Consider the following 24,395-nt stretch of genomic DNA (forward strand, 5'->3'; position numbering starts at 1 on the left):
GCGGCAGGATCAGATGGCTGAAGTGGTGGATGGCTTTCCGCCATCGGGCGTGACGCCTGAGGGGGATACCGCATGACCAAACCGGACCGCGCCATGATCATGGACAACGACCCATGATCATACAGGACTATAACGGACTAAACCGGATCAGCCCTTCGCCCAGAGCGCTTTCAGGACGCCTGCAAACTGCTCGGCCCGTTCAGCACAGGCCCAGTGGCCCGCGCCATTTTCGACATGGAGCGGGACATTGTGGTTCTTCGAGAACCGTTCGGCGACGGAGAGGTCGACATAGGGGTCGGTCTCTCCCCAGAAGAGCTGGCCGGGACTGGGCAGGTTCGCAAGGTCGCTGACCCATGGGCCCGAGAAGCGCAGGCCAATGGCGGAGCGGTAGAGCTTCAGGATCGACTGGCGCATCGTCTTGTCTATCAGCGGCACTTCCTCCTTCGCGAGGTCTGCCGGCATGCCGCCCTGGACGAGGGAGGCTTCGAGGCGCGGTTTGTTGCGCATGTTCAGCATGACAAATTCGCCCATCAGGGGCGTTGCCCACATGCGCGCTGTCTGGTGGCCGCGATACTCCGGGTCGATCACGGCATTGGTGACACACCATGTGCGGATCAGGTCCGGCCGGAGGCTGGCGATGCGCAGCGAGAGGAGCGCGCCCCAGTCGTGGCCGACAAGGTCAATCTTCTGCCCTAGCTTCTCGATCTCTCCGATCAGGTGCGCGGTATAGGCATCCTTGGTACAGGAAAAGCCCTTCGGCAGGGGTGTGCCGAAGCCGGGCAGGGCAGGCGCGAAATACTCAGACGGCTGAAGGCCGAGCGCCGCGACGAGCGGCTTCCAGAGGTGGGGCGTGTCCGGCACGCCGTGGATGAAGACTTTCATGGCCTATTCCTCTGCAGGTGGAGGAGCAGTCGGGGGCGCCCAGTCCGTTTCGGGCGGGAACACCTCTTCCATCGATCCGGCCAGCGACGGGCCGTAAACCGGGTTCGGCAGGATGAACCAGCCATTGCCCCACATCGGGTCGAAGGCTGGGGCGGCGGTCAGCGCCTTGCGCTCCGGCGGGGTGAGCGCCTTGTCATTGAAGAGGTCGGCGATGTCGCCCAGCTGGTCACCCGCCAGGGCGATGACGCAGTAATCGTCAGAGATCATGTAGCGGCGCCCGTCCTTGCCGCTGCCTCCGGGGGCGTCGCCGCGCAGGTAAAGTGTCCGGCCGTGGGCGAACTCGCCGAGGCCGGCGGATTTCAGCGTGTCGGCGGAACCCTGGATGTTCGCATTGGAGCGGTTCGTGTTGACGATGATCTCCACCCCGGCATCACGGATGCGCTTAAAAGCATCCTTCACGCCGGGAATGGCGACCGCCTTGCCCGAGCCGGTTTTTTCCCATTCGTCCCAGATGGCGGGATCGAAGCCGACACCGATCCGGGTGAAATAGCCCATGGAGCCGAGGTTCCAGATCAGCGTCTCGTCGGCATCGAAGACGGCGGCGAGCGGCTGGTCGGCATCGCAGGCGAGGAAGTCGGCGGCCTCGGCCGTCGCGCCAGGCGCCAGCACGACGCTGGTATTCGGGCGGTTCGCGGCCTTCGCCGCGACATAGGACGCGATGGCGTTCCAGTCCTGCTTCAGCGCGATGCGGGATTCCGCCGAGCCATAGAGCCATTGCTGGCCCTGGGTGGGGGCGGCAGGGGCCGGTTCCGGGGCCGTCTCGATCACCTTTACGATGACCTTTTCCGTTGGGGCAGGCTCCGGCGGAGCGGTCTGGCAGGCGGCGAGAAAGGCGATGGTACTGAGGAGAATGCGATGTTTCATGGCGCATTTGTCCTTCAATCCGGCGGAGAAGTCTATCGCGCTCTCGCGACAATGGGCCGGGAAGGTTCCCTTTCGTCACTCTTGCCGGGGCGGGCCCGTTCGGCCATGGATATTGGCAAACCGTGACCGGAGGAGACGATCCATGAAAACCAAGATCACTGAAATGTTCGGCATCGAACGCCCCATCGTCCAGGGCGGCATGCACTATGTCGGCTTTGCCGAAATGGCAGCCGCTGTGTCCAATGCCGGCGGCCTCGGCATCATCACCGCGCTGACGCAGAAGACCCCGGCGGACCTCGCCAACGAGATCGCCCGCTGCAAGGACATGACCGACAAGCCGTTCGGCGTGAACATCACCTTCCTGCCGTCGACCACGCCGCCGGACTATCCGGGCATCGTCGAGGCCGTGATCAAGGGCGGCGTCAAAGTGGTTGAGACGGCTGGCAACAACCCCTCCGCCGTTCTGCCCGCGCTTCAGGGCGCCGGCATCAAGGTGATCCACAAATGTACAGCCGTGCGCCACGCGCTGAAGGCCCAGTCGATCGGCTGTGATGCCGTGTCAGTGGATGGCTTCGAGTGCGGCGGCCACCCGGGCGAAGACGATGTGCCGAACTTCATCCTGCTGCCGCGCGCAGCCGATGAGCTGGAAATCCCGTTCATCTCTTCCGGCGGCATGGCCGATGGCCGCTCGCTGGTCGCTTCGCTCGCCATGGGCGCGCAGGGCATGAACATGGGCACGCGCTTCATCGCCACGAAAGAAGCGCCGGTGCACGAGAACGTGAAACAGGCCATCGTTGCCGCGTCCGAGCTCGACACGCGCCTCGTCATGCGCCCGCTGCGCAACACCGAACGTGTGCTGAACAATGCCGGCGTCGAGCGACTGCTGGCAAAAGAGAAGGAACTCGGTTCCAACATCAAGTTCGAGGATATCATCGCCGAAGTCGCCGGTGTCTATCCGAAGATCATGGTGGAAGGCGAAATGGATGCCGGTGCGTGGAGCTGCGGCATGGTCGCAGGCCTGATCCACGACATCCCGACTGTCCAGGAACTGATGGACCGGATCATGAAGGAAGCCGAAGACATCATCTCCGGCACGCTCGCCGGCATGCTGGCAGGCAAGGTTCCGGCCTGATCCGCATGGGGTGGGGAAAATTGAAAACATCCGCCAGCCTGTTGGCCGGGCTCGCACTTGCGGCCTGTGCCAGCACGCCGGTGGAGGAACCGGCCAGGCAGACAGACAACGTGCTTGCCATCTGTCAGAAGATGACCGCGGATGATGTGGGCCTGACCGAGCGATTGGCCCGGGGCGGCGCTGACCTCGATGATTTCTGCGCCTGCTTCGTCACCTTAGAGGCCGGTCTCGACGGGGAAACGCGTCTCCATACAATTGCGCTGATGACGAAGATCATCGAGATGCGGGACGGGACAGATCTCACCACCGAGGATGTCGCCGAACTGATTGAGGATGATCGGGACGGCAGCCTCTATGGCTTTCCGGAAGAATTCCTGAAACAGGGCGCTCAACCGCTTGAGGATTCGCTGACCAAGGCGAGGCGAAACCCGGAGAGTTGCCGCGCGTCCTAGACGACGCTCACGCCCGGTGCGCCACCTTCTACCCGCCCGACAATGGCGGCGCCGTCATGGCCGTGGCGGGCGAAGAGGGCGAGCACATCGTCTGCCGTATCCGGCGCGCAGGAGACGAGCAGGCCGCCGCTTGTCTGCGGGTCGCAGAGCAGGTCGCGCTCGGTCTCTGACATCTCGCCGCTGACCATGTGTTTCACTGAGTCCCAGTTGCGGTCCGAGGCGCCGGTCTTCACGCCGTCTTCGGCAAGTTTCCGCGCGCCGTCGAACATGGGTACCTTCGCCTTCTCGATCACCAGCGACACGCCTGCGCCGCGCGCCATTTCGCTGCCATGGCCGAGGAGGCCGAAGCCCGTCACGTCCGTGGCGGCGTGCACGCCGTCCATGGCGGAAAGGTCCGTACCCGGCGTGTTGAGGCGTGTCGTTGAGGCGATCATTTCCTCATAGTGCGCGGGTTCCAGGATCTCCCGCTTCAGGGCCGCGGAATAGATGCCGATGCCGAGCGGCTTGCCGAGGATCAGCACGTCACCTGCTTTTGCATTCGAGTTCATCAGGATGCGGGCCGGGTCGACAAGTCCCATGGCGACGAGGCCATAAATCGGTTCGGCCGCGTCGATGGAATGCCCGCCCGCGATAGGCGCACCGGCTGTCTCAGCAACGGACTGCCCACCTGCGAGGATGGCGCGGATCGTCTCCGGTGAGATCTGCCCGATGGGCATACCGACAATGGCGAGCGAAAAGATCGGTTTGGCCCCCATGGCGAACACATCAGAGAGCGCATTCGTGGCGGCGATACGCCCGAACGTGTGCGGGTCGTCCACGATGGGGGTGAAGAAGTCCGTCGTCGCGACGAGCGCTGTCGTCTCGTTGATCTTGTAGACGGCCGCATCATCGCTGGTGCCTGCGTCCACCAGCAAATCCTTCGAGCCGATGGCGAGCGGCATTTCGGAGAGGATGTCGGCCAGCACGTTGGGCGCGAGCTTGCAGCCGCACCCGCCGCCATGGGCGAGGGAGGTGAGGCGGGGCTCAACAAGTGTATCGGCCATTCTGTTTTCTCCTGCTTTCCTCGCACTCTAGCGCTCTGGTGCGCCGGGGAAAACCTGATAGGTCTGTGACCGATGCCCTATCTTGAAACCGTCTCCGATCTCAGCCCGGAAAACCTGGCCCGCTATGACGACATCGTGGATGTGCGTTCGCCGGCCGAATTCGCGGACGACCACATGCCAGGCGCGATCAGCCTGCCTGTGCTGTCGAATGACGAGCGGGCGAAGGTCGGCACGATCTACAAGCAGGAGAGCCCGTTCCGGGCGAACCGCGTGGGCGGCGCCATTGTGGCCCGAAATATCGCCCAGCATCTGGAAACGGCGCTGGCCGACAAGCCGAAAAGCTGGCGGCCGCTCATCTATTGCTGGCGCGGTGGCATGCGGTCGAACGCGATGGCGACGATCCTGTCTTCGGTCGGCTGGCCGACGGGCGTGGTGAAGGGCGGTTACCGCACCTGGCGCCGGGAAGTGGTCGAAGGGCTCGATTGCGACGAACCGCTCTTGCCGGTGCACCTCATCGACGGGCAGACCGGCACGGGAAAGACGGCGCTGCTTCATGCGCTGGCGGAGCAGGGCGGGCAGGTGCTGGACCTTGAAGGCATCGCCAATCATCGCGGCTCCGCCTTCGGCGATGTGGACGGGGCACAGCCTGCCCAACGCTTGTTTGAGACGGAGATCTGGGATGCACTCCGCCGGATGGACCTGACGAAACCGGTCTTTGTGGAAGCGGAGTCGGCCCTTGTCGGCCGCCGCCGCGTGCCAAGGCGCCTGTGGCGCTCCATGCTGGCCGCGCCGCGCATCGAGATGCATATGAGTCTCGACGTGCGGGCGGATTATCTTTTTCGAACGTATGCGGACATTATCGCGGAGGCACCGCGACTCTCAGCGGCCATCGGCAAACTGAAGGGCATCCAGTCCAAGGAAACCATTGAGGACTGGCTGGCGCTTGCAGCGCAGAAGAACTTCACCGAACTCGCACGCCAGCTGATGCAGCAGCATTACGACCCGCTCTACGCCCGCAGCCGCAAGCGGCGGGAGGACAAGCCGGAAACGGTGATCGAGATGGCGGGAACCGGCAAGGAAGATTTCAGCGCCGCCGCCGCGCAATTGCTGGCGTGATTGAAAGATCCCGGGTCAGCCTGATTTCAACGCCGATACCTGGGCCGTGGCCCGGCGCAGGACAGTGAGGCCGCTGCCAAGGGCGATGACAAGCAGGGCGATCTGCAGGCTCTCGCCCTGCCAGTTCCAGAAAGGCTCAATCGCGGAGACGGCAAGGGCCGCACACAAAAGGGCCATGCGGTGCTGTTTGGCCATCGGTCCGCGATAGTCCGCAGGCGCGCCGACGGCCCGGCCAAGTTCGCGGACATAGGCGGTGGCGATGGCGAGCGCGGCGGCCGCCCAGCCGAGCGCGAGACTGCCAGCTGCGTATCCTGCTGCGACGAGGATGAGGGTGTCAGACACACGGTCCGGGAATTCGTTCCAGAACGGGCCGTCCTTTGCGGCCAGGCCACCTTCAATCGCCACCATCCCGTCAAAGAGATTGCACAGCAGGCGGCCCTGGCAGGCCACAATAGCGCCAATCAGCAATCCGGCCCGCAGACCGCCCAGCGTGTGGGCCGCGCCGTAAAGCAGGGCGGCGGCCAGCGCTGCGCAGACCATGCTGGCGACGGAAATCTGGTTTGGCGTCACGCCGGTGCGGGCCAGCCAGGCGGCGGTGCGCTTGGACCAGGCGGCGTCTCGTGAGGCGATTGGCCTGCGGGCGTCCGGTTCAGTCATGATTCCTGGGTCTCCTGGCGCCACAATCCGAACGTGTATAGGCACGCATAGGTGAATGCTACGCTAAATGGAACAGCGATCGTCGCAGCGATTTCGGGCGTTCCGGCCGCCACATGGCAGCCGATCAGCACGGACAAGGAAACGGCGCAGACGGTGAGCGGCGGAGCGATCAGCGCCAATATTCTGTTGTTATTGCGGAAAAAATAGGAAGACAGCGCTTCCAGGGACTTCTTCATGACCAGGGTGATGGTCGCGGAAAGGGTACCCTGAACCACGCCGGCGATCAGGGGATCCGGAAAGGCATGAGTGCGATTGGCGAACACGGCCCAACTTCCCATTGCAAGGAATGCGAAACCAACATGCACTAGCGTGTGGCTGAAAATGGATGGTCTGACGGACATGGTTGGCACTTGCCTTGCTAAGTAAGTTAGTGTTTACTCACATTCATATGCAAGAGATACGGTGATGTTGTCAACTCTGCCTTTGCCCCTGACCGTCGGATTTGCCGGCCTGCTTGTCCTGCTCGTACTGGGCAGTGTCGCGGCGATCGTGCTGCCTCGCATCAAGCCCGGTAAATGGGATGACCTGGTGCCCCGCATGCGCAGCTGGTGGGTCATCTGCCTGCTGGTCGGGGGGGCGCTTATCCTTGGCTGGCAGGTCTTCACCATCCTGTTTGCCTTCATCAGCTTCATTGCGTTGAAGGAGTTCATGACCCTCGCCCCGACGCGGCGGGAAGACCGGCTTGTCGTCCTGTTTGCCTATATTGCGCTGGTGGCGAGCTATTTCGCCGTCTGGATCAACAATTACGCCTATTTCCTCGTCACAATCCCGGTTTACGTCTTCCTGCTGACGGCTTTGCTGCTCACCTTGTCAGGCCGGACGGAAGGCTTCCTCGCGACGGCGGGGATCATGCAGTGGGCGATGGTGGTCTGTGTCTTCAATTTGGGACATGTCGCATTCCTGATGCGCGTTCCGGCAGAGGAAGTGCCGCAGGCCGGCCCGGCGGGCCTGGTCTTCCTGCTGATCCTGATCACGCAGCTCAACGATGTGACCCAGTATGTCTGGGGAAAACTGCTCGGCCGGCACAAGATCAGTCCACGCATCAGCCCCAACAAGACATGGGAAGGGGCGATCGGTGGCTTCCTGACAACGGCGCTCGTGTTCGTTTGCCTTGCGCCTTACTTCACACCGCTGACCCTGTGGCCCAGCATCTGGGTTGGCCTGACCCTGCCGGTGTTCGGCTTCTTCGGTGACATCACCATGTCGGCGATCAAGCGGGACCTGGGCGTCAAGGATACGAGCCGCCTGATCCCCGGCCATGGCGGCGCGCTGGACCGGCTGGACAGCCTGATGTTCACGGCGCCCTGGTATTTCCACATGCTCGCTTACTTTGCCCTGGAGCGCTTCTGATGATCCAGTTACTGCGCCGTCTCGTCCTTGTGCTGATTGCAAAGCCGTTTGCGCGGCTGGTCATCGGTCTTGATGTCCATGGTGAGGAGAACCTGCCGAAAAATGGTCCGGCCATCATTGCGGCCAATCACAACAGCCACATCGATACACTGATCCTGATCTGCCTGTTCCATTCCCGTCTGTTGCCGAAGATCCGGCCGGTGGCCGCGGCCGATCATTTCCTGTCCACACCGGTCTCGAGCTGGTTCTACAGGAAAGTCGTCGGCATTCTGCCGGTGAACCGCAAGGGCGGTGGGCGCGGTGAAGACGTGCTGGCCGGCTGCAAGGAGGCGCTCGCCCGGGGCGAGATCCTGATCATTTTCCCGGAAGGCTCCCGCGGCAAGGCAGAAGAGATGGGCGCGTTCAAGTCTGGCGTTGCGCGGCTTGCCGAGACCTTTCCGGAAGTGCCGGTCGTGCCGGTCTACATTCAGGGCGCAGGCAGGGTGCTGCCGCGCGGCGCGAAAGTCCTCGTGCCGTTCAATTGCAGTGCAATTGTCGGGTCGGCCTTCAAATGGTCCGGCAACAAGGCGGGTTTCATGGACCAGCTGAGATCCACAGTGGAGACTTTGCGCTCCGACGCGCCGCCGCTTCGCTGGCTCTAGCGGCCGCGGGCTTCTTCGGTACCGCGGCGGGCGAGTTCGTCAGCCTTTTCGTTGCCGGGGTCGCCGTCATGGCCCTTCACCCATTTCCAGGTAATATCGTGGCGCTGGCAGGCTTCGTCCATCGCCATCCAGAGGTCCTGGTTCTTGACCGGCTTCTTGGCAGCCGTCTTCCAACCATTGCGTTTCCAGCCATGGATCCATTTGGTCAGGCCGTCTTTCACATAGGTGGAATCGACGTGCAGCGTGATCTTTGACGGCTTCTTCAGCGCGTTCAGCGCCTCGATCACGGCCTGCATTTCCATCCGGTTATTGGTGGTGGCGCTGTCGCCGCCCCACAGTTCTTTCTCATGGCCGTTCCAGCGCATCAGCGCGCCCCAGCCGCCGGGGCCGGGATTGCCGCTGCAGGCGCCATCGGTCCAGATTTCGATCATATCGGTCATGGCTTTTCAGGTGGTTGGCTTCGGGACAGGCGTCAAGCGTCAGAAGACGTCGATGTCCACATCGGCAAGCTGGTTGGCGGGTTTCACGATGGCGTAGAAAAGCAGGCCGCAGAGCGCGCCTGCTATGGCACCGATAAAGGCGCCGCCAAGGAGGGCGCCGGTGCCGCTGACAAAGCCCGCCAGGAAACCGAACAGGCTTGTCGTGCCGCCGACAAGAATCGCACCCCAGATACTGCCCCAGCGGACGTAAGGCTTGCGGTGCATAATGCCGCGATAGGGCAGGCGACCGATGGAGAGGCCGAGCGCCAGCCAGGCGGCTGGCACGTTGATAAAAAAGAGCAGAAAATTATAGCTCGCCAGCTGGAACGCGCCGCTCATCCCGCCGAGAAAGCCACCGCCGCTCAGCATGCTGTAATTGGTCGCCGCGCCGGTGATGCCCATAGCCAGCATCAGAATGCGTGTGCAGACGACGCCGATAAGGGTGACGAACAGGCAGGCCGCCATCGAAGACAGGAATAGGGCGAGCTTGATGCGCCTGAAGCTGCGCCGCGCAGCCGGTCCGGCATAGCTGGGAAGCTCGGCGGGTTCGGGCGCCGGTGTCATGGCGCCGGGATTCGGCCGGGTAGGCGGATCAGCCAGAACAGGCTCGCAGCGAGGAAGCCAGTCAGCGGCCCGGACATTAGAAGCGGGCCGACATCCAGCGCCCGCAACGGATCCTGCAAGCTGCCCGTGGCAAGGAGATAGATCAGCATGGTGATTGTTCCGACGCCGAGGCCGATCAAGGCGTAGGGCATCCAGTCCGTCCGGCCCTTGCGAATCAGCCAGGCATGCACTGGCAGGCCGCCAAGGATCATGGCAGGCCAGCCGAGGACAATGCCAAGCGCCCCACCAATGGCACCGAAGCCGAACAGGCTGGCCATGATTTCGGGAGCCGTGGCCGGGCGGTAAGTTGCGGAATTGATCTCGGTCTGGAACACGAGTTCAGGCACCATGATCATAGCGAGGAGCGCCGCGACGAGGCCTGCAGCGAGGATGGGGGCAAACACGACGGCGAGGGTGAGCCTAAGCCACTGTTTCCAGTCTCGTGTCATGCACCATAGCCTTCCGCCGTTTCCACTTTGCGATGGAAGGCGAGGCGTCCGGCATATTCGAGGGGGTTTTTGGGCTTTACGAGGGCACCTTCCGGTGTCGACGACCAGTCGACGAGACGGGTGAGGAAGAAGCGCAGCGCCGCGCCGCGGGCTAGCACGGGCAGGGCATCGCGCTCCGAGGCCTCCAGCGGGCGCATGCTTTCATAGCCGGCGATCAGGGCCGCGCCCTTGGAGAAATTATAGTCGAGCGAGGCGCCGCCGCCATCTTCGAACGCCCAGGCATTGAGGCAGATGGCGAGGTCATAGGCGAGGGCATCGGTGCAGGCGAAGTAGAAGTCGATGGCGCCGGAAAACGTATCGCCGAGGAAGAAGGCATTGTCGGGGAAGAGATCCGCATGGATCGTGCCGCGTGGCAGGTCCAGCGAAGCGGGCTTCGCCGCGGCGGTGGCGGCAAGGTCGCCTGCGATGGCGTCCGCGAGACCGGGCTGCAATGCGTCGGCATCGGCTTCGCGTCCAGCCCAGAGCCGCGGCCAGGATGCCGGGCCAAGGCTGTTTGCGCGCTCCATGTCAAAGTCAGCGAGGGCGAGGTGCATGCGCGCCATGCCGGCGCCGAGTTCGCGGCACTGGGAGACGTTCGGTCTGCGGGGAGAGAGACCATCGATGAAGGTGACGACCAGCGCCGGGCGGCCTTCCAGTTCGCGCAGGGCCTTTCCGTCCCGCGCGGTGATGGGCGAGGGGCAGGGATAGCCCTTGGCGGCAAGGTGCTGTTTCAGAGCGACGAAATAAGGCAGCTCGTCCGCATTCACCCGCTTCTCGAACAGGGTGAGGATGTAGCGGCCTTTTTCGGTCTCAAGATAATAGTTGGAGTTCTCGACGCCCTCCGCGATCCCTTTGAAGGAAAGCGGGGCGCCGAGATCGTATTCGGTCAGGAAGGCGGCGAGCGCCTCGTCGGAAACCTGAGTGTAGACAGCCATACAGCCGGATTAAGCTGCCCGAGTGATCATGTCACGCTGGAGTGTCTTGCCGGCCCACAGATAATGCAGGGCCGCCCAGCCATACAGCGTGGCGAAGATGATGATCGACCATTGCAGGCCGCGGGCATTGGCGCTGTTGCAGGCCGCTGCCTGGGCGTCCGGCAGGCCGGTGACGTCCTTGCAGATTTCCAGCGTCAGGCCGAGATCGTGCCCGCCCAGCATCATCGTCTTCAGGACAGTCGACAGGATTCCGATCAGGGTCGGGCCGAGGCCGATGCCGATCAGGTTCACGGCAAACAGGGTGAGGGCGACGGCCGTGGCCCGGGTGCGGGCGTCAGCCACGCCGGTGGACACCGCATACATCGGGCCGAGATAGAAATAGTGCAGCGTTGCAGCCGCCATCAGCGGCGGCAGCATCAGCGGCACGGTCGGGGCAAGGTAGCCCAGCCAGTAAAGCGGGACGGACAAGCCCATGCCGAGCGCCGGCATCCAGGACAGGGCCTTCGGATGGCGCACCGACATCTTGTCGGCCAGGAAACCGGACAGGAAGACGCCGATGGCCGCCATCAGACCGATGACGAGGCTGAAGATCAGCGCTGCTTCCGTCAGGCTGAGGCCGTGCGTACGGCGCAGGAAGGAGGTCGAGAACTGTGCGATGCCGTAGCCGGCGAAGGAGGCTATGGCCGCGCCGGCGACGACATGTACATAGGTCGGCTTCTTCATCAGCGTCTTGAAGGCAGATACGAAGCTTGAGCGCTCTGTCGGCATGCCGGAAGCGTTGGGCGGGTCTGTATAGCCGCGCGGCGGTTCCTTGATGGTGAAGCCGATGATCGCGGCGATCAGCACGCCCGGCAAGCCGACGGCGACAAAGGCGATGCGCCAGCCTTCCATGCTTTGCCAGTCGATGGCGTCACGCGCCCAGGTCCAGCCCCAGCCATCCAGCAGATTGTGGACATTGTGGCCGGTGACATAGTCGTTGATCGGACCACCGGCGAGGCCGGCGACCATGCCGCCCAGCGGCACGCCGAGGGCGTAGATGGAAGCCGCGGTCGCCCGGCTGGAGGGCTTGAAATAGTCGGCAATGACGGACTGGGCCGGCGGGGTGCAGCCCGCTTCGCCGACGCCCACCATGAGGCGGAACATGAACAGCGACATGAAGCCCATGGCAAAGCCGCACAGCACGGTCATCAGGCTCCACAGGGTGAGTGCCACCACGATGATGCCGATGCGGCTGCGCCGTTCGGCAAGGCGCGCAATTGGAATGCCGAGCGTAGTGTAGAAGATCGCAAAGGCGAGGCCGCCCAACACGCCCATGTGCCAGTCTTCCAGCTGCAGCGAAGTCTTCATCGGCTCGGTCAGGATCGCGAAGATCGACCGGTCAATGAAATTGAAGATGTAGACAACGAGCAGAGCGCTGAGGACATAGGCACGGTATCCGGAGGATCCGTATCCCGTTTCGTGTCCCGGTCGGGTCAAGGCGGCGTCAGTCATGGGCGTCTCCTGTTATTGGGCCGGGTTCGAAATCATCCTTGTCCGGAAGGTGCGGCCGGATCGTAGCGGTCCCGCATGAAGGTGCGAGCAGCAAGGAAATAGAATGCGGCTGCGATGATGAAGATCATGACCGTGGCGACCATGGAATGGCGCAGGCCTTCGGCATAGGCCGAGCAGAGGGCCGGGCCGTCCGCGCCGAGCTGGTCGACATTCACGCCGCAGAATTTTGGCTCGAAGGTAGCGAACTGGTCCGAAAGGCCCTGGGCCGCCAGGCTCGAAGACATGAAATGCGTGCTCATCCAGCCGGTGAACATGGGGCCGATGCCGTTGCCGATCAGGGCCACGATGAACAGCAGCACCGAAATGGTGGTTGCGCGGGCGCGCGGGCTGACGATGCCAGTGCCCACCGTGTACTGGGCGCCGAGATAGGCATAGTGCGTGACGGCCGCGATGACCCAGAAGAAGATCGCCAGGGTCAGCGACGAGGTCAGGAACGCGAAGGAATAGGCCGGCACAGCGATCAGCAGGCCGACACCGGGCAGCCATGCCGAAACGGCCGGGAATCGGTGTGACAGTTTTTCGGACAGGTAACCGCCAAGGAATGTCCCGCCTGCGGCAACTGCGGACAGCGGCGCGCCGAACTTCACGGCGGCATCATGCAGGCTGACCCCGTGCACGCGCATCAGGAACGGCGTCTGGAAGGCAAACAGGCCATAGCCGACAAAGGCCACAAAGGCGGCGCCGAGCGATAGCGTCCAGAAGGTCGGCTTGCGCCCGAATTCCTTGAAGGCCTCCAGAATGCCGGCCTTCTCAATATGGAGTGACGGCGCGTCGGAGTGTCCGCGCGGCGGCTCCCTCATCGTGAACCAGATCAGCGCTGCGATGAGGACGCCGGGCGTGCCGATGACGACAAAGGCAATGCGCCAGCCTTCAACCGTTTCCCAGTTCAGGTGGTCGAACATGAAGCCGAGGCCGAGGGAATGCAGCCAGTCGCCCATGTCGGGGCCCTTGATGGAGGCGATCGTGCCGCCGAACAGCTGCGCCAGGACGCCGCCGATGGTGACGCCCATTGAATAGATGCCGAGCGCGTTGGCGCGGCTCTTCGGCGGGTAGTAATCTGTGATCAGCGAGTTGGCAGGCGGCGTACAGCCGGCTTCACCGATAGCCACGCCAACGCGGAAGAGGAGCAGCCAGATAAAGCCCGCGGCCAGGCCACAAAGCGCCGTCATGATCGACCAGATGATGATGCAGAGACCGATGATGAACACGCGGTTGCCGCGGTCGGCCCACATGGCGATCGGAATGCCCATCAGGGCATAGAAGAGGGCAAAGGGCGGGCCGTTCAGCAGGCCCCATTGCGCGTCGCTGAGGCCGAAGGAATCCATGATCGGCTGGCCGACCACGCCGATCAGCGACCGGTCGATGAAGTTCAGCGTGTAAACCAGCATGAGCGACATCAGGACGTACGTCCTGTAGCCACGAGAGCCAAAACCGGTGATGTGGCCAGGCTGTGCTGCCTGGCCGGCTGTCGTATCGCTCATGTAGTCTCCTCCGATGCAGCGTTGCCCTTCTGATCGGAGCATTTGCTGGCGATGTCACCACGGTAGTGCCCCGCGCGCCCGCTGCAAGCCTTATCGTAAGGGAACGGTCATATCAGCCCGGCCGAGCGGAAGCTGGTCACACAGCCCATTCCGGCGGTCAGATGTTCATGAACCTCAATCTCGAAGGGAATGCGTGCGTCGATGATTTCGCGTGTCATGTCGATGTCGGCGCGGGAGAACGTCGTGTCACCCGAAGGGTGGTTGTGCACCAGGATCAGACTGGACGCCGCCAGCTCCAGCGCACGCCGGGCGATCTCGCGCTGATAGACCGGCGCATGGTCGATGTGTGCCCTGGCTCATCACCTCATCGGCAATCAGCTGATGTTTTCCATCGAGGAAAAGCACGCGGAACTGTTCGCGCGTTTCGTGCGGCATCTCGCGGCGGACATGTTCCAGCAGGGCAGACCAGGACGAGATCACCTCGCGCCTGCGGATTTCCTGAAGACTGGCGCGGCTCTGCAGTTCGGCAACGGCTTTCAGATAGGCGGCAACGGTCTCACCGCTCCCATCTACCTTGACGAGATCGGCAGCTGGCGCAGCAAGGACACCGGAGAGACTGCCAAATTTCGCTTCCGGCGCCTTGGCGATGGCTTCACGTCCCGCCGGGGGAGGAAGGCTATCAGCAGGACTTCGAGAATCTCATATGCGTCGAGCGCCGCGGCCCCGCGCGCCAGCAGCTTGCCACGCAGGCGCTCGCGATGGCCCTGCCAGTGAGGTTTGTCTGTTCCGGTTTTCATCCTTAGCGGAGAAACCACGAAAATTCGTTTCGACAAAGTGGGTTTGGCGCGCTTGCCGGAGCCGGAATCCTGTGGAAGCGTCAAGCGCATGGCCCGCCAAGAGGCCTGTAGAAAAGAGAAAAAGGGGACACCAGCATGAAACTGACAAATGCAATCCTGCCAGCACTGGCCTTTGGTCTCGCCGCCTGTGCACACGGCACCCACCCGCACACGCATGCGGATGATGATGCCATGACCATAACGGACCATGCCGACCATCCCGACAAGCTGGTCCGGGCCGCCACCGGCGAAATGGTCGACAATCCGTTCCATCCGATCCGGCTCCTGCTGTCGAACGAGGAATCGTCTGGCGAGGTGACGATCTACGAATTCCTGCTGCCGCCGAAGAGCCCGGGCTCGCCGCCGCACACCCATAGCTTGGAAGACGAGTATTTCTACGTCCTCTCCGGCACGCTCGACGTGCTGTCGAATGGTGAGACGCTGCGCCTCAATCCGGGGGACTTCGCCGCCCTGAACCGGGGGCATGCCCACATGTTCTGGAATGGCAGCGATACGCCGACCGAACTGATCATGACCACGACCGGCAGCTCGTTCGAAGCGTTCATGAAGACCGCCGCACCGCGCATCGCTGAAGCGAAGCCAGCCAATGCGGAAGAGGCCGGCGCCGTCATCGGCCAGCTCGCCGCAGAGCACGGCATCATCATATCAATGGAACAGATGCCCGCCGAGGCCGCGCCGTACTATGCGCCGCCGCCGCCGCCGCCTCCGCCGGAACAGGAATAGGGGCCTAGAGCACCACCTTGTGCGGCTGGTGCCAGCCTTTCGGGCTGGCCGTGAAGATCTCCACGCCGTCTTCGGTGACACCGACCGAATGCTCGTATTGGGCCGAGAGCTGGCGGTCGCGCGTCACGGCCGTCCAGCCGTCCGGCAGGATGGCCGCGTCCTTGCGGCCGAGGTTCAGCATCGGCTCGATCGTGAAGAACATGCCAGGCTTCAGTTCCGGGCCGGTATTGTAGTCGGCGGAGTGGATCACGTTCGGCTCGTCATGGAAGAGACGGCCAAGGCCGTGGCCGCAGAAATCCTCGACCACGGACATGCGGTTCTTGCGGGCGATTTCGCTGATCGCGCCGCCGATGTCGCCGAAGCGATTGCCCGGCTTCACCTGGGCGATGCCGGCCATCATGGCTTCATAGGTGACGTCCATCAGGCGCTCGGCCTTCCGCTTCACTTCGCCGACGCCGTACATGCGGGAATGGTCGCCGTGCCAGCCATCGATGATGAGGGTCACGTCGATATTGGCGATGTCGCCTTCCTTCAGCGGCTTCGGCCCTGGAATGCCGTGGCAGATGACGTGGTTCAGCGAGATGCAGGAGGCGTGGCGGTAGCCGCGATAACCGATCGTCGCGGAGGTCGCGCCATGGTCCAGCACGAAGTCGCGGATCAGGTTGTCGAGGTGCTCGGTCGTCACGCCCGGCTTCACCTCCGGCACCAGCATGTCGAGGCATTCCGCGACGAGGCGCCCGGCCTTGCGCATGCCTGCGAAGCCTTCAGCATCATGGATGCGGATTTCGCCCGTGCGCATGGGCAGGAGGAGGTTTGTATCGGTCATCAGGAAACTTTCTGCTTAAGCGCTGCAATGTGGCAGCAAACAGGGGAAATTTCCACCCTTGCTCAGCTGTCGAGCTTCATCTCGAGCGTGATGTCGATGGCGCCAAGCGCAACGGAGACGGGACATCCGGCCTTGGCCTTGCCAGCGATCGCGTCGAACACGTCGGATTCAATGCCCGGGACCTTCGCCTCAAGCCCAAGCTCGCTGCGCGTAATCTGGAAGCCGCCGCCATCCTTGGGCTCGACCGAGACGGTGGCCTCGGTAAGCAACCGTTCCGCCGGATGACCCGCCTCGGCCAGCAGGTGGGAGAGCTGCATGGTGAAACAGCCGGCATGTGCGGCGGCCAGCAATTCCTCCGGATTGGTGCCGGACTTGCCGCTTTCATCCTCGAACCGCGCCTTGAAGGAATAGGGGTGGTCGGCAAGGGCGCCGCTCTGCGTGCCGAGCGTGCCGGTGCCTTCGCGCAGGTTGCTTTTCCAGACGGCGGTGGCGGTGCGTTTCATGGGGATCTCCTTTCGTTGCAGGATCTGGGGAAACAATGCGTGACATGCCGCAACGTTCCGGCTTGGCGCGCGGCGTCCGATTTCTGTAGGGTGCCCGCAACCAAGGAAAAAAGTCTCCGATGAGGGGCTGGGAGGAGCATCCTGTGAACTGGCGTCCAAGTGTCTTTCTGTCGTCTCTGGCCATTTTGAGCCTGACGGCCTGTCCCACCGCCGGGGCGGAGGAACCGGACGCCATCACGTTTGGCCAGCTGGAGGCAACGGAATCTCCAGCCGGATTTTCCGCCAGCGGACTGGCCGAGCTGGATGGCGCCATGCGTCAGGCGGTTGATGACGGGATGGTGCGGGGCGTTTCCACCCTGCTGGTGAAGGATGGACAGGTCATCAATTACGACCAGTACGGCATCCGGCGGGCCGCCGACGAGGCGCCGATTACCGAGGACACGATCTTCCGGATCTATTCCATGTCGAAGCCGGTCACCGGCGTGGCGCTGATGACGCTCTATGATGACGGCGCGTTCAGCCTGGATGATCCGATCACGAAATTCATTCCCGAACTGGCCGGCCTGAAAGTGTTCGAAGGTTTCGATGAGGCCGGGGAGCCTATCCTCGTCAATGCCGACCGGCCGGCAACGATGCGTGAACTGATGAGCCACACGGCGGGGTTCGCCTATGGCCTGTTCAGCGACGACCCGGTCAATAACATGTTCGCGGAGGCGGACGTGCTGGGGTCGCCGGATCTTGAGACCTACATCTCGCGGCTCGCCACCGTGCCGCTGCTCTACCAGCCAGGCACCAACTGGGCCTACAGCACGGCCGTCGATGTGCAGGGCTATATCGTCCAGAAGCTGAGCGGGAAGCCGCTGGGCCAATACCTTCAGGATGAAGTCTTTGCGCCGCTCGGTATGGTGGATACCGGCTTCTATGTGCCGGAGGAGAAACGCGACCGCTTCTCCGAAGTCTTCACGCCGGATGATGAGACCGGCAAGCTGGTGCCGCTGGAGGCGCCGGGCTTCGCATTCCGGGAAGGCGAGATCGGCATGGAAAAAGGCGGGCATGGCCTCGTCTCGACCATGGGTGACTATGCCCGTTTCTGCCAGATGCTGGTCAATGACGGCGAGTTGAACGGCGCCCGTATCCTGAAGCCGGAGACGGTGAAGCTGATGCGCACCGATGTCCTGCCGGATGGTGTGAGCCTGTTTTCCGATGGCGTCAGCCCCAATCCGGATATGGCCGGGATTGGATTCGGGCTGGACTTTGCCGTCTTTGTCGACCCGTCGCTAACCGGGGCCAGCCAGCCGCAGGGCGTCTATTACTGGGGCGGCGCGGCCGGGACGTGGTTCTGGATCGATCCGGAAAACGACCTCTTTTTTATCGGCATGATCCAGCGGTTTCCGGGCGGTCTCGACCGGTCCATGCGGGCGCAATCGGCGGATCTCGTTTATCGCGCGCTTGCAGAGTGACGCTGCTTGGGAGATGGAATGGCATGACTGAGCATAGTTCACCCACCGCCGCCGTCCTCCTGATCGGAGATGAAATCCTGTCCGGGCGGACCCGCGACATCAATCTCCAGCAGATCGCGACCTATCTGGCCCCGCTCGGCATCCCGGTGCGGGAAAGCCGCACGGTGGGCGATACCGAAGAGGAAATCGTTGCGGCGGTGAACGAGCTGCGGGTGAAATACACCTATGTCTTCACCACGGGCGGGATCGGCCCGACGCATGATGACATCACGGCGGACGCCATCGCCAAGGCTTTCGGGGTCGGCATTTCGGAGCATCCGGAAGTCACCGCCATGCTGGCCGAACGCTACAAGGCCATGGGCACCGAATACACGCCGGCCCGTCGGCGCATGGCGCGCATCCCGCACGGGGCGTCGGTCGTTGCCAATCCGGTGTCCGGCGCGCCAGGCTTCCAGACGGGCAATGTGTTCACGCTGGCCGGCGTCCCGCAAGTGGCCCGCGCCATGCTGGAAGACATCGGCCCTCGTCTCGAAACCGGCGCCGTCGTTCACAAGATCACGATCCGCGGCACGGGCCTCAGGGAAGGGGACATTGCCGAGCCGCTGGGCGCGCTGGCCAAGGAAATGCCGCAGGTCTCCTTCGGCTCCTATCCCTGGTTCCGGACCGTTGGCGACAATGGGGTCCACCTCGTTGCCTCCACCCTCCATGAAGAGCTGATTGAAGAGGTCGCCGCGAAACTGTCGGCGATCATCGAACAAGCGGGCGTAAGACCCGAACGGCTGGAGGATGCCAATACATGACACAATTCCTGAAGAGAACACCGGTCATCTGGACGCTGTTCGTCCTGATGCTCGCGATCGGTGCCGGATTCGGTGTGTTCAAGGAGGCCGTCGGCGGCACCTATCTCGACATGTCGTCATCCGCCGTGCAGGCGCGCGAGATCGTGGCGGGCATCACCGCAGAACAGCGCGATGTGCATTTCTGGGTGACCGTGTTGCTGGATACGGCTTACCCGCTGGCCTATGGCGGCTTCCTTGCCGGAATGGCGCTGCGTTTCTTCGGCAGCCTCGGTACCGCCGCCGCCATGCCGGCCTTTGCGACCATCATTGTGGACTTGACCGAAAACACGGTGCAGGCGCTGGCCCTGAAAGGCTCTGCCGACGTGCTGGACGCCAAGGAGTGGCTGACGCCGCTGAAGTTCGGTCTATTCTTCCTGGCTGCGGCGATAGCGCTCGTTGCCCTGATCATCGCCATCGTGAACCTGTTTCGCCGGAAGCAGGCCTGAATATTCCCAGACTGACGAACAAAGGAGGCCATCTTGGCTGACGACATCATTCTTGTTGAGCGCGACGGACCGGTTGCGCTCGTGACCCTCAACCGGCCGGACGCGTTGAATGCGCTCAGCCGCGCGCTGCGCGCCGAAATCGTGCGCGTGTTCACCGAGCTGAAGGACGATCCGGAGATCCGCGCTGTCGTGCTGACCGGTGCTGGCCGGGCCTTCACCGCGGGCGTCGACCTGAAAGAGGCTGGCCAGACCGGCTTCGCCCTTGGCGCGGATGAAGACTCCAAGGCGATCAATATCCTCGCTGCCATGGAAGCCTATCCGTGGCCAATCATTGGCGCGATCAACGGCTTTGCCATCACCGGCGGATTTGAACTCGCCTTGATGTGTGACGTGTTGCTCGCCTCCGAGAATGCGAAATTCGCTGACACGCATGCCCGCGTCGGCATCGTGCCGGGCTGGGGCCTGTCGCAGAAACTCTCGCGCCTCATCGGCATCAGCCGCGCCAAGGAACTCTCCTTCACCGGCAATTTCATCGATGCGGAAATGTCGGAACGCTGGGGCCTCGTGAATCGCGTCTACAAGGCAGACGAACTCGTGCCGGCGGCGATGAAGCTCGCCCATGAAATGTGTGGCACGCAGCCGGTGCTGCTGAAGAAATACAAAGCGCTGATCGATGACGGCTTCGGCATGCCGTTCGCTGATGCGATGAAGGAAGAAGTGCGCCGCTCGATCGAGCACGCAAATTCCGTCACCGCCGATTCCGTTGAAGAAGCCCGTAAACAGGTCACCGCCCGTGGCCGCGACCAGCAAGGATAGTTCCGATGAGAGACGTTGTAATCTGTGAGCCCGTACGTACCGCGGTCGGCGGCTTTGGCGGCAGCTTCAAGACCGTGCATGCCCATGAGATGGCGAGCCATGTCATCAGCGAGCTGATGAAGCGCACCGGCCTGCCGGCAGAGGCGGTCGAAGACTGCATTTTTGCGCAATGCTACCCGACCATGGAGGCCCCGGCCTTCGGACGCATGGTGGCGCTGGACGCTGGTCTTGCCACGACGACTGGCGGCTACCAGATCGACCGTCGCTGCGGATCAGGCCTGCAGGCGGTGATCAATGCGATCATGCAGGTCGGGTCCGGCGCAAACGACCTCGTCATCGCGGGCGGGGCAGAGAGCATGTCGAATGCGCCCTTCTTCTCCATTGATATGCGCTGGGACATCAAGGGCGACGGCCTGATGCTGCATGACGGCCTTTCCCGCGGGCGTTACACGGCGGGCGGCAAGTACCACCCGGTGCCGGGCGGCATGATCGAGACGGCAGAGAACCTGCGCCGTGACTACCAGATCACCCGCGAAGCACAGGACGAGTTCGCCTTCAACTCGCACCAGAAAGCCGCCGCCGCTCAGGCCGCTGGAAAGTTCGATGACGAGATCATTCCGTTCACGGTGAAAGGTCGCAAGTCCGATACGGTGGTGGACAAGGACGAGCATATCCGCGCCGATTCCACGCTGGAAAAACTTTCCTCTCTCCGCGCCATTCGCGGCAAGGCGGATCCGGACGCCACGGTCACGGCAGGTAACGCTTCCGGCCAGAACGATGGCGCGGCGGCCTGTATCGTCTGTACGCGCGAAGCGGCTGACAAGTATGGCCTGAAACCGCTCGGCCGGATGCTGTCCTGGCAGGTGGCCGGTGTCGGCCCGGAAGTCATGGGCATTGGCCCGGTTCCGTCTTCGGAGAAAGCCATGACGCGTGCCGGCCTGGAACTGAAGGACATCGACCTGTTCGAGCTGAATGAAGCCTTCGCTTCGCAGGTGCTTGCCTGCACCAAGGCGCTGAACTTCAGCGACGACGACATGACCCGCCTGAACGTCAACGGCTCCGGCATCTCGCTGGGCCACCCGGTTGGCTGTACGGGCGTGCGCATCCTGACCACGCTGCTGCGTGAGATGGACCGCCGCGAAGCCCGCTATGGCGTCGAGACCATGTGTATCGGCGGCGGGCAGGGACTGGCTGCTGTCTTCGAGCGCGTCGTCTAGAATATATCCTCAAGGCGTTCGTGGCGCGTGTTCAGCGCCACGATCAGCGCCAGGATGAAGACAATGCCGGCCAGCAGGTTGGCAAGGCCGCTGGCGGTGTAAGCAAAGCTGGCGGCCGTCATGTCTCCTGTGCCGGACAGGTACCGGTTGCGCTCCAGCGTGCCGACCGTCTGGCCGACATAAGCGGCGCTCGCCAGGAAGAAATGGCTGTAGCCGATAATCGCCACGGACAGCGAAGGCCGCGTGCGCAGGATCAGCAGGTAGACCAGTGCCATGCCGATCGTGCTGACGGTTGTGATAAGGACTGTGGACGCGGCGCTGATCAGCATTGTGCCCATGGCGTCTCCGCCCGCCATGCGTGCCACGAACAGCTGCGCGGCTGCGCCTAATGCTGCGAGCAGGAACCACAGGAAGGGCAGGGCTTTCAGCATCGTCTCCTCCTGCCGGCGGGGTGCGGCGTTCTTCGCGCAGCATCGCCCGGCAAGGTCCGCCAAGTCCACCCCCGGCCGGAAGGATTCCTTGACGGTGCGATGAAGCGGCCGGATTGACCTGTGGAAGCTGAATTTTGCGGGGATTATCCGGGCTTTGTCATTCTGAGACATGCTCAAAGTTCATGATGACACATGGTGTTGTCGCGGATTGGGCGTGTATGCCAGAAAGGCAACCACAAGGGTTCGCGCGCTTGGTGGAATGGTAGACACAGGGGACTTAAAATCCCCATCCTTCGGGAGTGTGGGTTCGAGTCCCACAGCGCGCACCACCCCGTTTTCCCGGTTTATTTTTTCAAAGCCTGATCTCCGCACGTTTGGCCCGGCTGCAGGCGGCTGTTTGGACGTTCTTTTTGTGGTTACCGGCCGGTTTACCAAAAACTCTTTTAGGCGCAGGGGCTTGTGACCGGAAAAACACAAGCAGGTCCGTATCGCTTCAGCCTGAAACAGAACTGTTTCGATGTGGCACAAAAGCCGCGCCTGATTCGGATTCGGCCGTTTCAAGAGGGCGGGTTCATGCGCAATCCGCATGATTACTATATAGTTACTCGGGGAACTCAGCGGGGTGGCACGCCATATGTAGTGTGTCGTTCAACCTGAAGGATTGAGTTTCATGATCCGCACGCTCATCGCATCCGCCGTCATCGCCCTGGCGCCGCTGCCGGCGCTGGCAGGCCCAGAGGCCGAGGCGCTGATTGCAGGCGCTGCGGCCGACATTTCCGATCCGGTGAAAGGCGAAGAAGCCTTTACCCGTTCGATCGATATCGCCGCCGTCGCCCGCTTCGCCCTCGGAAAGCACGCCCGCCGTGTCAGTGCAGACGAACAAGCCCGCTTCACCGAGGCGCTCAGCGTGTTCCTGTCAGACACGTTCCGGGATAATGCCGACAAGTTCCAGGAAGCCGAAATCGTTGTGCTTGGGTCCAAGGACCGCAGCGCGACCGACTCCATCGTCGCAACCCGGGTCACGCCAAAGGGCGAAGACCCGATGACCGTGCGCTGGCGCGTGATCGAGCGGAACGGCGAATGGCGCGTCGTGGACGTCGAAGTGCTCGGCCTGTGGCTGGCCATCGAACAGCGCGCCCAGATCAGCGCGATCCTTGATCGTCCCCGCGCCACGATCGATGACGCCATTGCGGCGCTGTCCTGACTTTGATTTGGTCTGTGTAAAAATTAAAAGCCGTCCGGTGCGTCCGGACGGCTTTTGCTTGTTTCCAGTCGGCTTCGGCCGGGATCAGGCTTTCAGCCAGGCCGGGCGGACATAGTCTTCCCCGAGATCATGGGCGACAGCCTCATGCGCGATCTTGCCGGCGTCGACCGTCAGGCCGTTGGCGAGGTGCGGGTTCGCATTGATCGCCTCACGCGCGCCGAGGTTCGCAATCTGCATCACGAAGGGCAGGGTGGCGTTGTTCAGGGCGTAGGTGGATGTGCGCGGCACGGCGCCCGGCATGTTGGCCACGCAATAGTGCAGCACGCCGTCGACCTCATAGATCGGGTCTTCGTGCGTGGTGGCGTGGCTGGTCTCGAAACAGCCGCCCTGGTCGATCGCGATATCGACGAGCACGGCGCCCGGCTTCATGGTCTTCAGCTGCGCTTTCGTGACCAGTTTCGGGGCGGCCGCGCCGGGGATCAGCACGGCGCCGATAACAAGATCGGCTTCCTTGATGGCTTCGGCGAGGGAATGGGCCGTGGAGTACATCGTCTTCAGGCTGCCGCGAAATTCACTGTCGAGCTCGTCGAGGCGGCGATTGTTGCGGTCGAACACGGTCACGTCTGCGCGCATGCCGACCGCGATCTCTGCCGCGTGGGTGCCGGAGACACCGCCGCCGATGATGACGACTTTGGAGGGCATGACCCCTGGCACGCCGCCCAGCAGGATGCCGCGGCCACGCTTGGTGCGCATCAGGGCCCAGGCCGCGACCTGCATCGACATGCGGCCGGCCACCTGGCTCATCGGGCGCAGTAGCGGCAGGCCGCCCTGCGCATCGGTGACGGTCTCATAGGCGATAGCGAGGCAGCCGGACTTTTTGAGGCCTTCGGCCTGCACGGGGTCCGGCGCGAGGTGGAGATAGGTGAAGAGCGTGTGCTCCGGCGTGAGGCGCGCGGTCTCTTCCGGCTGCGGTTCTTTCACCTTCACAATCAGTTCGGCGTCTTTGAAAACGGCGTCTGCGTCTGGCAGGATCTTGCCGCCGACCCTGGTGTAATCCTCATTTGGGAAACCGGACCCGAGGCCTGCGCCATCCTGAATGACGACCACGTGGCCAGCCCGGACCAGCTCGCCAACGCTTTCCGGTGTCAGGCCGACACGAGATTCCTGTTTCTTGATTTCTGTTGGAACACCAATGCGCATTTCAGCCTCCTGAGGGGAATGATGGTGCCTATAGACCTCATTTTACGCAATTTCCAGCCCGCACTTCCTCCGGGCGCCA

Annotated in this window: 29 protein-coding genes, 1 tRNA gene and 1 pseudogene; 14 read left to right on the plus strand and 17 right to left on the minus strand. The window is 62.9% G+C overall.

Annotated elements, in window-relative coordinates; all coding sequences use genetic code 11:
* Positions 1–147: 147 nt before the first annotated feature.
* A complete protein-coding gene (locus HY26_RS07915; RefSeq protein ID WP_034762028.1) occupies positions 148–882 on the minus strand; it encodes an alpha/beta fold hydrolase in 735 nt (244 codons plus the stop codon).
* A gap of 3 nt (positions 883–885) precedes the next feature.
* The gene (locus tag HY26_RS07920) at positions 886–1,806 is read right to left on the minus strand and encodes an HAD family acid phosphatase (RefSeq protein WP_112073323.1); all 921 of its coding nucleotides are present in this window, start codon (positions 1,804–1,806) and stop codon (positions 886–888) included.
* 142 nt (positions 1,807–1,948) lie between these two features.
* Here HY26_RS07920 and HY26_RS07925 point away from each other — a divergent pair, with 142 nt between their 5' ends.
* Positions 1,949–2,938: a nitronate monooxygenase family protein gene (locus tag HY26_RS07925; protein WP_034762034.1), complete on the plus strand. Its 990-nt coding sequence runs from the start codon at positions 1,949–1,951 to the stop codon at positions 2,936–2,938.
* A 20-nt stretch (positions 2,939–2,958) separates the two neighbouring features.
* The gene (locus tag HY26_RS07930) at positions 2,959–3,390 is read left to right on the plus strand and encodes a hypothetical protein (RefSeq protein WP_112073324.1); all 432 of its coding nucleotides are present in this window, start codon (positions 2,959–2,961) and stop codon (positions 3,388–3,390) included.
* Here HY26_RS07930 and selD read toward each other — a convergent pair.
* Entirely contained in the window at positions 3,387–4,433 is a 1,047-nt protein-coding gene (gene selD, locus HY26_RS07935) for a selenide, water dikinase SelD (protein ID WP_112073325.1), read from the minus strand. The genes HY26_RS07930 and selD overlap by 4 nt on opposite strands.
* A 72-nt stretch (positions 4,434–4,505) precedes the next feature.
* Here selD and mnmH point away from each other — a divergent pair, with 72 nt between their 5' ends.
* On the plus strand, positions 4,506–5,549 hold the full coding sequence (gene mnmH, locus HY26_RS07940) for a tRNA 2-selenouridine(34) synthase MnmH (protein WP_112073326.1): 1,044 nt from the start codon (positions 4,506–4,508) through the stop codon (positions 5,547–5,549).
* Positions 5,550–5,564: 15 nt separating this feature from the next.
* Here mnmH and HY26_RS07945 read toward each other — a convergent pair whose 3' ends face one another.
* Positions 5,565–6,206 (minus strand): CDP-alcohol phosphatidyltransferase family protein, encoded by a 642-nt coding sequence (locus HY26_RS07945; RefSeq protein WP_112073327.1) that lies wholly within the window; start codon positions 6,204–6,206, stop codon positions 5,565–5,567.
* Positions 6,203–6,607 (minus strand): hypothetical protein, encoded by a 405-nt coding sequence (locus tag HY26_RS07950; protein ID WP_112073328.1) that lies wholly within the window; start codon positions 6,605–6,607, stop codon positions 6,203–6,205. The genes HY26_RS07945 and HY26_RS07950 overlap by 4 nt, the downstream gene beginning before the upstream one ends.
* Before the next feature lie 64 nt (positions 6,608–6,671).
* Between HY26_RS07950 and HY26_RS07955 the strand changes: the two genes are divergently transcribed.
* On the plus strand, positions 6,672–7,616 hold the full coding sequence (locus tag HY26_RS07955) for a phosphatidate cytidylyltransferase (RefSeq protein ID WP_034764533.1): 945 nt from the start codon (positions 6,672–6,674) through the stop codon (positions 7,614–7,616).
* A complete protein-coding gene (locus tag HY26_RS07960; RefSeq protein ID WP_034764536.1) occupies positions 7,616–8,257 on the plus strand; it encodes a lysophospholipid acyltransferase family protein in 642 nt (213 codons plus the stop codon). Before HY26_RS07955 ends, HY26_RS07960 begins: the two co-directional genes overlap by 1 nt.
* Here the strand turns inward: HY26_RS07960 and rnhA are convergent.
* The 8 genes and pseudogenes from rnhA to HY26_RS19210 form a co-directional block, all read right to left on the minus strand.
* Positions 8,254–8,697 (minus strand): ribonuclease HI, encoded by a 444-nt coding sequence (gene rnhA, locus HY26_RS07965; protein ID WP_034764539.1) that lies wholly within the window; start codon positions 8,695–8,697, stop codon positions 8,254–8,256. The genes HY26_RS07960 and rnhA overlap by 4 nt on opposite strands.
* A gap of 39 nt (positions 8,698–8,736) precedes the next feature.
* Positions 8,737–9,300: a hypothetical protein gene (locus tag HY26_RS07970; RefSeq protein ID WP_034764543.1), complete on the minus strand. Its 564-nt coding sequence runs from the start codon at positions 9,298–9,300 to the stop codon at positions 8,737–8,739.
* Complete coding sequence (locus tag HY26_RS07975; RefSeq protein WP_112073329.1) at positions 9,297–9,788, minus strand: hypothetical protein; 492 nt, start codon at positions 9,786–9,788, stop codon at positions 9,297–9,299. Before HY26_RS07975 ends, HY26_RS07970 begins: the two co-directional genes overlap by 4 nt.
* Complete coding sequence (gene thrB / locus HY26_RS07980; protein ID WP_034764548.1) at positions 9,785–10,762, minus strand: homoserine kinase; 978 nt, start codon at positions 10,760–10,762, stop codon at positions 9,785–9,787. Before thrB ends, HY26_RS07975 begins: the two co-directional genes overlap by 4 nt.
* A 9-nt stretch (positions 10,763–10,771) precedes the next feature.
* Complete coding sequence (locus HY26_RS07985; RefSeq protein ID WP_034764550.1) at positions 10,772–12,253, minus strand: MFS transporter; 1,482 nt, start codon at positions 12,251–12,253, stop codon at positions 10,772–10,774.
* A 32-nt stretch (positions 12,254–12,285) separates the two neighbouring features.
* Positions 12,286–13,794 carry an MFS transporter gene (locus tag HY26_RS07990; RefSeq protein WP_051599770.1) on the minus strand — a complete coding sequence of 503 codons (1,509 nt, stop codon included), beginning with the start codon at positions 13,792–13,794 and terminating at the stop codon, positions 12,286–12,288.
* Between the two features lie 107 nt (positions 13,795–13,901).
* Positions 13,902–14,123 (minus strand): annotated as a pseudogene (locus HY26_RS19205) (JAB domain-containing protein); the annotation flags it as partial.
* Complete coding sequence (locus HY26_RS19210; protein ID WP_233351571.1) at positions 14,041–14,229, minus strand: JAB domain-containing protein; 189 nt, start codon at positions 14,227–14,229, stop codon at positions 14,041–14,043. The gene HY26_RS19210 and the pseudogene HY26_RS19205, both read right to left, overlap by 83 nt.
* On the opposite strand from HY26_RS19210, the gene HY26_RS19215 reads away from it, so the two are divergent.
* Both HY26_RS19215 and HY26_RS08000 read left to right on the plus strand, forming a co-directional pair.
* Positions 14,176–14,568 (plus strand): hypothetical protein, encoded by a 393-nt coding sequence (locus tag HY26_RS19215; RefSeq protein WP_233351572.1) that lies wholly within the window; start codon positions 14,176–14,178, stop codon positions 14,566–14,568. The genes HY26_RS19210 and HY26_RS19215 overlap by 54 nt on opposite strands.
* A 158-nt stretch (positions 14,569–14,726) precedes the next feature.
* Positions 14,727–15,374 carry a cupin domain-containing protein gene (locus tag HY26_RS08000; RefSeq protein WP_112073330.1) on the plus strand — a complete coding sequence of 216 codons (648 nt, stop codon included), beginning with the start codon at positions 14,727–14,729 and terminating at the stop codon, positions 15,372–15,374.
* Positions 15,375–15,378: 4 nt separating this feature from the next.
* Here HY26_RS08000 and map read toward each other — a convergent pair whose 3' ends face one another.
* Positions 15,379–16,200 (minus strand): type I methionyl aminopeptidase, encoded by an 822-nt coding sequence (map, locus tag HY26_RS08005; RefSeq protein ID WP_034764553.1) that lies wholly within the window; start codon positions 16,198–16,200, stop codon positions 15,379–15,381.
* A gap of 62 nt (positions 16,201–16,262) precedes the next feature.
* Positions 16,263–16,703, minus strand: coding sequence for an OsmC family protein (locus tag HY26_RS08010; protein WP_112073331.1), 441 nt, complete (start codon positions 16,701–16,703; stop codon positions 16,263–16,265).
* A gap of 143 nt (positions 16,704–16,846) precedes the next feature.
* Here HY26_RS08010 and HY26_RS08015 point away from each other — a divergent pair, with 143 nt between their 5' ends.
* From HY26_RS08015 to HY26_RS08035, 5 genes are read left to right on the plus strand one after another with little or no spacing between them, the layout of a single operon-like run.
* A complete protein-coding gene (locus tag HY26_RS08015) occupies positions 16,847–18,163 on the plus strand; it encodes a serine hydrolase (protein ID WP_158531452.1) in 1,317 nt (438 codons plus the stop codon).
* A gap of 23 nt (positions 18,164–18,186) precedes the next feature.
* Positions 18,187–18,963 (plus strand): molybdopterin-binding protein, encoded by a 777-nt coding sequence (locus HY26_RS08020; protein ID WP_034764559.1) that lies wholly within the window; start codon positions 18,187–18,189, stop codon positions 18,961–18,963.
* The gene (locus HY26_RS08025; protein WP_112073333.1) at positions 18,960–19,448 is read left to right on the plus strand and encodes a hypothetical protein; all 489 of its coding nucleotides are present in this window, start codon (positions 18,960–18,962) and stop codon (positions 19,446–19,448) included. The genes HY26_RS08020 and HY26_RS08025 overlap by 4 nt, the downstream gene beginning before the upstream one ends.
* A 33-nt stretch (positions 19,449–19,481) precedes the next feature.
* A complete protein-coding gene (locus HY26_RS08030) occupies positions 19,482–20,264 on the plus strand; it encodes an enoyl-CoA hydratase (RefSeq protein WP_112073334.1) in 783 nt (260 codons plus the stop codon).
* A 5-nt stretch (positions 20,265–20,269) separates the two neighbouring features.
* Entirely contained in the window at positions 20,270–21,481 is a 1,212-nt protein-coding gene (locus HY26_RS08035) for an acetyl-CoA C-acetyltransferase (RefSeq protein ID WP_112073335.1), read from the plus strand.
* Here the strand turns inward: HY26_RS08035 and HY26_RS08040 are convergent.
* The gene (locus HY26_RS08040; protein ID WP_146740198.1) at positions 21,478–21,912 is read right to left on the minus strand and encodes a hypothetical protein; all 435 of its coding nucleotides are present in this window, start codon (positions 21,910–21,912) and stop codon (positions 21,478–21,480) included. The genes HY26_RS08035 and HY26_RS08040 overlap by 4 nt on opposite strands.
* A gap of 245 nt (positions 21,913–22,157) precedes the next feature.
* Here HY26_RS08040 and HY26_RS08045 point away from each other — a divergent pair.
* A tRNA-Leu gene (locus HY26_RS08045) sits at positions 22,158–22,241 on the plus strand.
* A 341-nt stretch (positions 22,242–22,582) separates the two neighbouring features.
* Positions 22,583–23,116, plus strand: coding sequence for a phospholipid-binding protein MlaC (locus tag HY26_RS08050; RefSeq protein WP_051599783.1), 534 nt, complete (start codon positions 22,583–22,585; stop codon positions 23,114–23,116).
* A gap of 84 nt (positions 23,117–23,200) precedes the next feature.
* On the opposite strand, the gene ald is transcribed toward HY26_RS08050, so the two are convergent.
* Positions 23,201–24,316, minus strand: a complete 1,116-nt coding sequence (gene ald / locus HY26_RS08055) for an alanine dehydrogenase (RefSeq protein ID WP_112073337.1) — start codon at positions 24,314–24,316, stop codon at positions 23,201–23,203.
* Between the last annotated feature and the right edge of the window lie 79 nt (positions 24,317–24,395).

The sequence above is a fragment of the Hyphomonas sp. GM-8P genome (assembly GCF_003263315.1).
Classification (GTDB): domain Bacteria; phylum Pseudomonadota; class Alphaproteobacteria; order Caulobacterales; family Hyphomonadaceae; genus Hyphomonas.

Bases quoted from the DNA above. Each gene is read 5' to 3' on its own strand.
- HY26_RS07955 (WP_034764533.1), top strand. From the start codon at position 6,672: ATGTTGTCAACTCTGCCTTTGCCCCTGACCGTCGGATTTGCCGGCCTG.
- HY26_RS07960 (WP_034764536.1), top strand. From the start codon at position 7,616: ATGATCCAGTTACTGCGCCGTCTCGTCCTTGTGCTGATTGCAAAGCCG.
- HY26_RS07990 (WP_051599770.1), bottom strand. From the start codon at position 13,794: ATGAGCGATACGACAGCCGGCCAGGCAGCACAGCCTGGCCACATCACC.
- HY26_RS08025 (WP_112073333.1), top strand. From the start codon at position 18,960: ATGACACAATTCCTGAAGAGAACACCGGTCATCTGGACGCTGTTCGTC.
- HY26_RS08010 (WP_112073331.1), bottom strand. From the start codon at position 16,703: ATGAAACGCACCGCCACCGCCGTCTGGAAAAGCAACCTGCGCGAAGGC.
- selD (WP_112073325.1), bottom strand. From the start codon at position 4,433: ATGGCCGATACACTTGTTGAGCCCCGCCTCACCTCCCTCGCCCATGGC.
- mnmH (WP_112073326.1), top strand. From the start codon at position 4,506: ATGCCCTATCTTGAAACCGTCTCCGATCTCAGCCCGGAAAACCTGGCC.
- ald (WP_112073337.1), bottom strand. From the start codon at position 24,316: ATGCGCATTGGTGTTCCAACAGAAATCAAGAAACAGGAATCTCGTGTC.
- HY26_RS19215 (WP_233351572.1), top strand. From the start codon at position 14,176: ATGTTTTCCATCGAGGAAAAGCACGCGGAACTGTTCGCGCGTTTCGTG.
- thrB (WP_034764548.1), bottom strand. From the start codon at position 10,762: ATGGCTGTCTACACTCAGGTTTCCGACGAGGCGCTCGCCGCCTTCCTG.
- HY26_RS08000 (WP_112073330.1), top strand. From the start codon at position 14,727: ATGAAACTGACAAATGCAATCCTGCCAGCACTGGCCTTTGGTCTCGCC.
- HY26_RS07975 (WP_112073329.1), bottom strand. From the start codon at position 9,788: ATGACACGAGACTGGAAACAGTGGCTTAGGCTCACCCTCGCCGTCGTG.
- HY26_RS07915 (WP_034762028.1), bottom strand. From the start codon at position 882: ATGAAAGTCTTCATCCACGGCGTGCCGGACACGCCCCACCTCTGGAAG.
- HY26_RS07920 (WP_112073323.1), bottom strand. From the start codon at position 1,806: ATGAAACATCGCATTCTCCTCAGTACCATCGCCTTTCTCGCCGCCTGC.
- HY26_RS08050 (WP_051599783.1), top strand. From the start codon at position 22,583: ATGATCCGCACGCTCATCGCATCCGCCGTCATCGCCCTGGCGCCGCTG.
- HY26_RS08020 (WP_034764559.1), top strand. From the start codon at position 18,187: ATGACTGAGCATAGTTCACCCACCGCCGCCGTCCTCCTGATCGGAGAT.
- HY26_RS07945 (WP_112073327.1), bottom strand. From the start codon at position 6,206: ATGACTGAACCGGACGCCCGCAGGCCAATCGCCTCACGAGACGCCGCC.
- HY26_RS07950 (WP_112073328.1), bottom strand. From the start codon at position 6,607: ATGTCCGTCAGACCATCCATTTTCAGCCACACGCTAGTGCATGTTGGT.
- rnhA (WP_034764539.1), bottom strand. From the start codon at position 8,697: ATGACCGATATGATCGAAATCTGGACCGATGGCGCCTGCAGCGGCAAT.
- HY26_RS07970 (WP_034764543.1), bottom strand. From the start codon at position 9,300: ATGACACCGGCGCCCGAACCCGCCGAGCTTCCCAGCTATGCCGGACCG.
- HY26_RS08035 (WP_112073335.1), top strand. From the start codon at position 20,270: ATGAGAGACGTTGTAATCTGTGAGCCCGTACGTACCGCGGTCGGCGGC.
- HY26_RS08040 (WP_146740198.1), bottom strand. From the start codon at position 21,912: ATGCTGAAAGCCCTGCCCTTCCTGTGGTTCCTGCTCGCAGCATTAGGC.
- HY26_RS07925 (WP_034762034.1), top strand. From the start codon at position 1,949: ATGAAAACCAAGATCACTGAAATGTTCGGCATCGAACGCCCCATCGTC.
- HY26_RS07985 (WP_034764550.1), bottom strand. From the start codon at position 12,253: ATGACTGACGCCGCCTTGACCCGACCGGGACACGAAACGGGATACGGA.
- HY26_RS19210 (WP_233351571.1), bottom strand. From the start codon at position 14,229: ATGCCGCACGAAACGCGCGAACAGTTCCGCGTGCTTTTCCTCGATGGA.
- map (WP_034764553.1), bottom strand. From the start codon at position 16,200: ATGACCGATACAAACCTCCTCCTGCCCATGCGCACGGGCGAAATCCGC.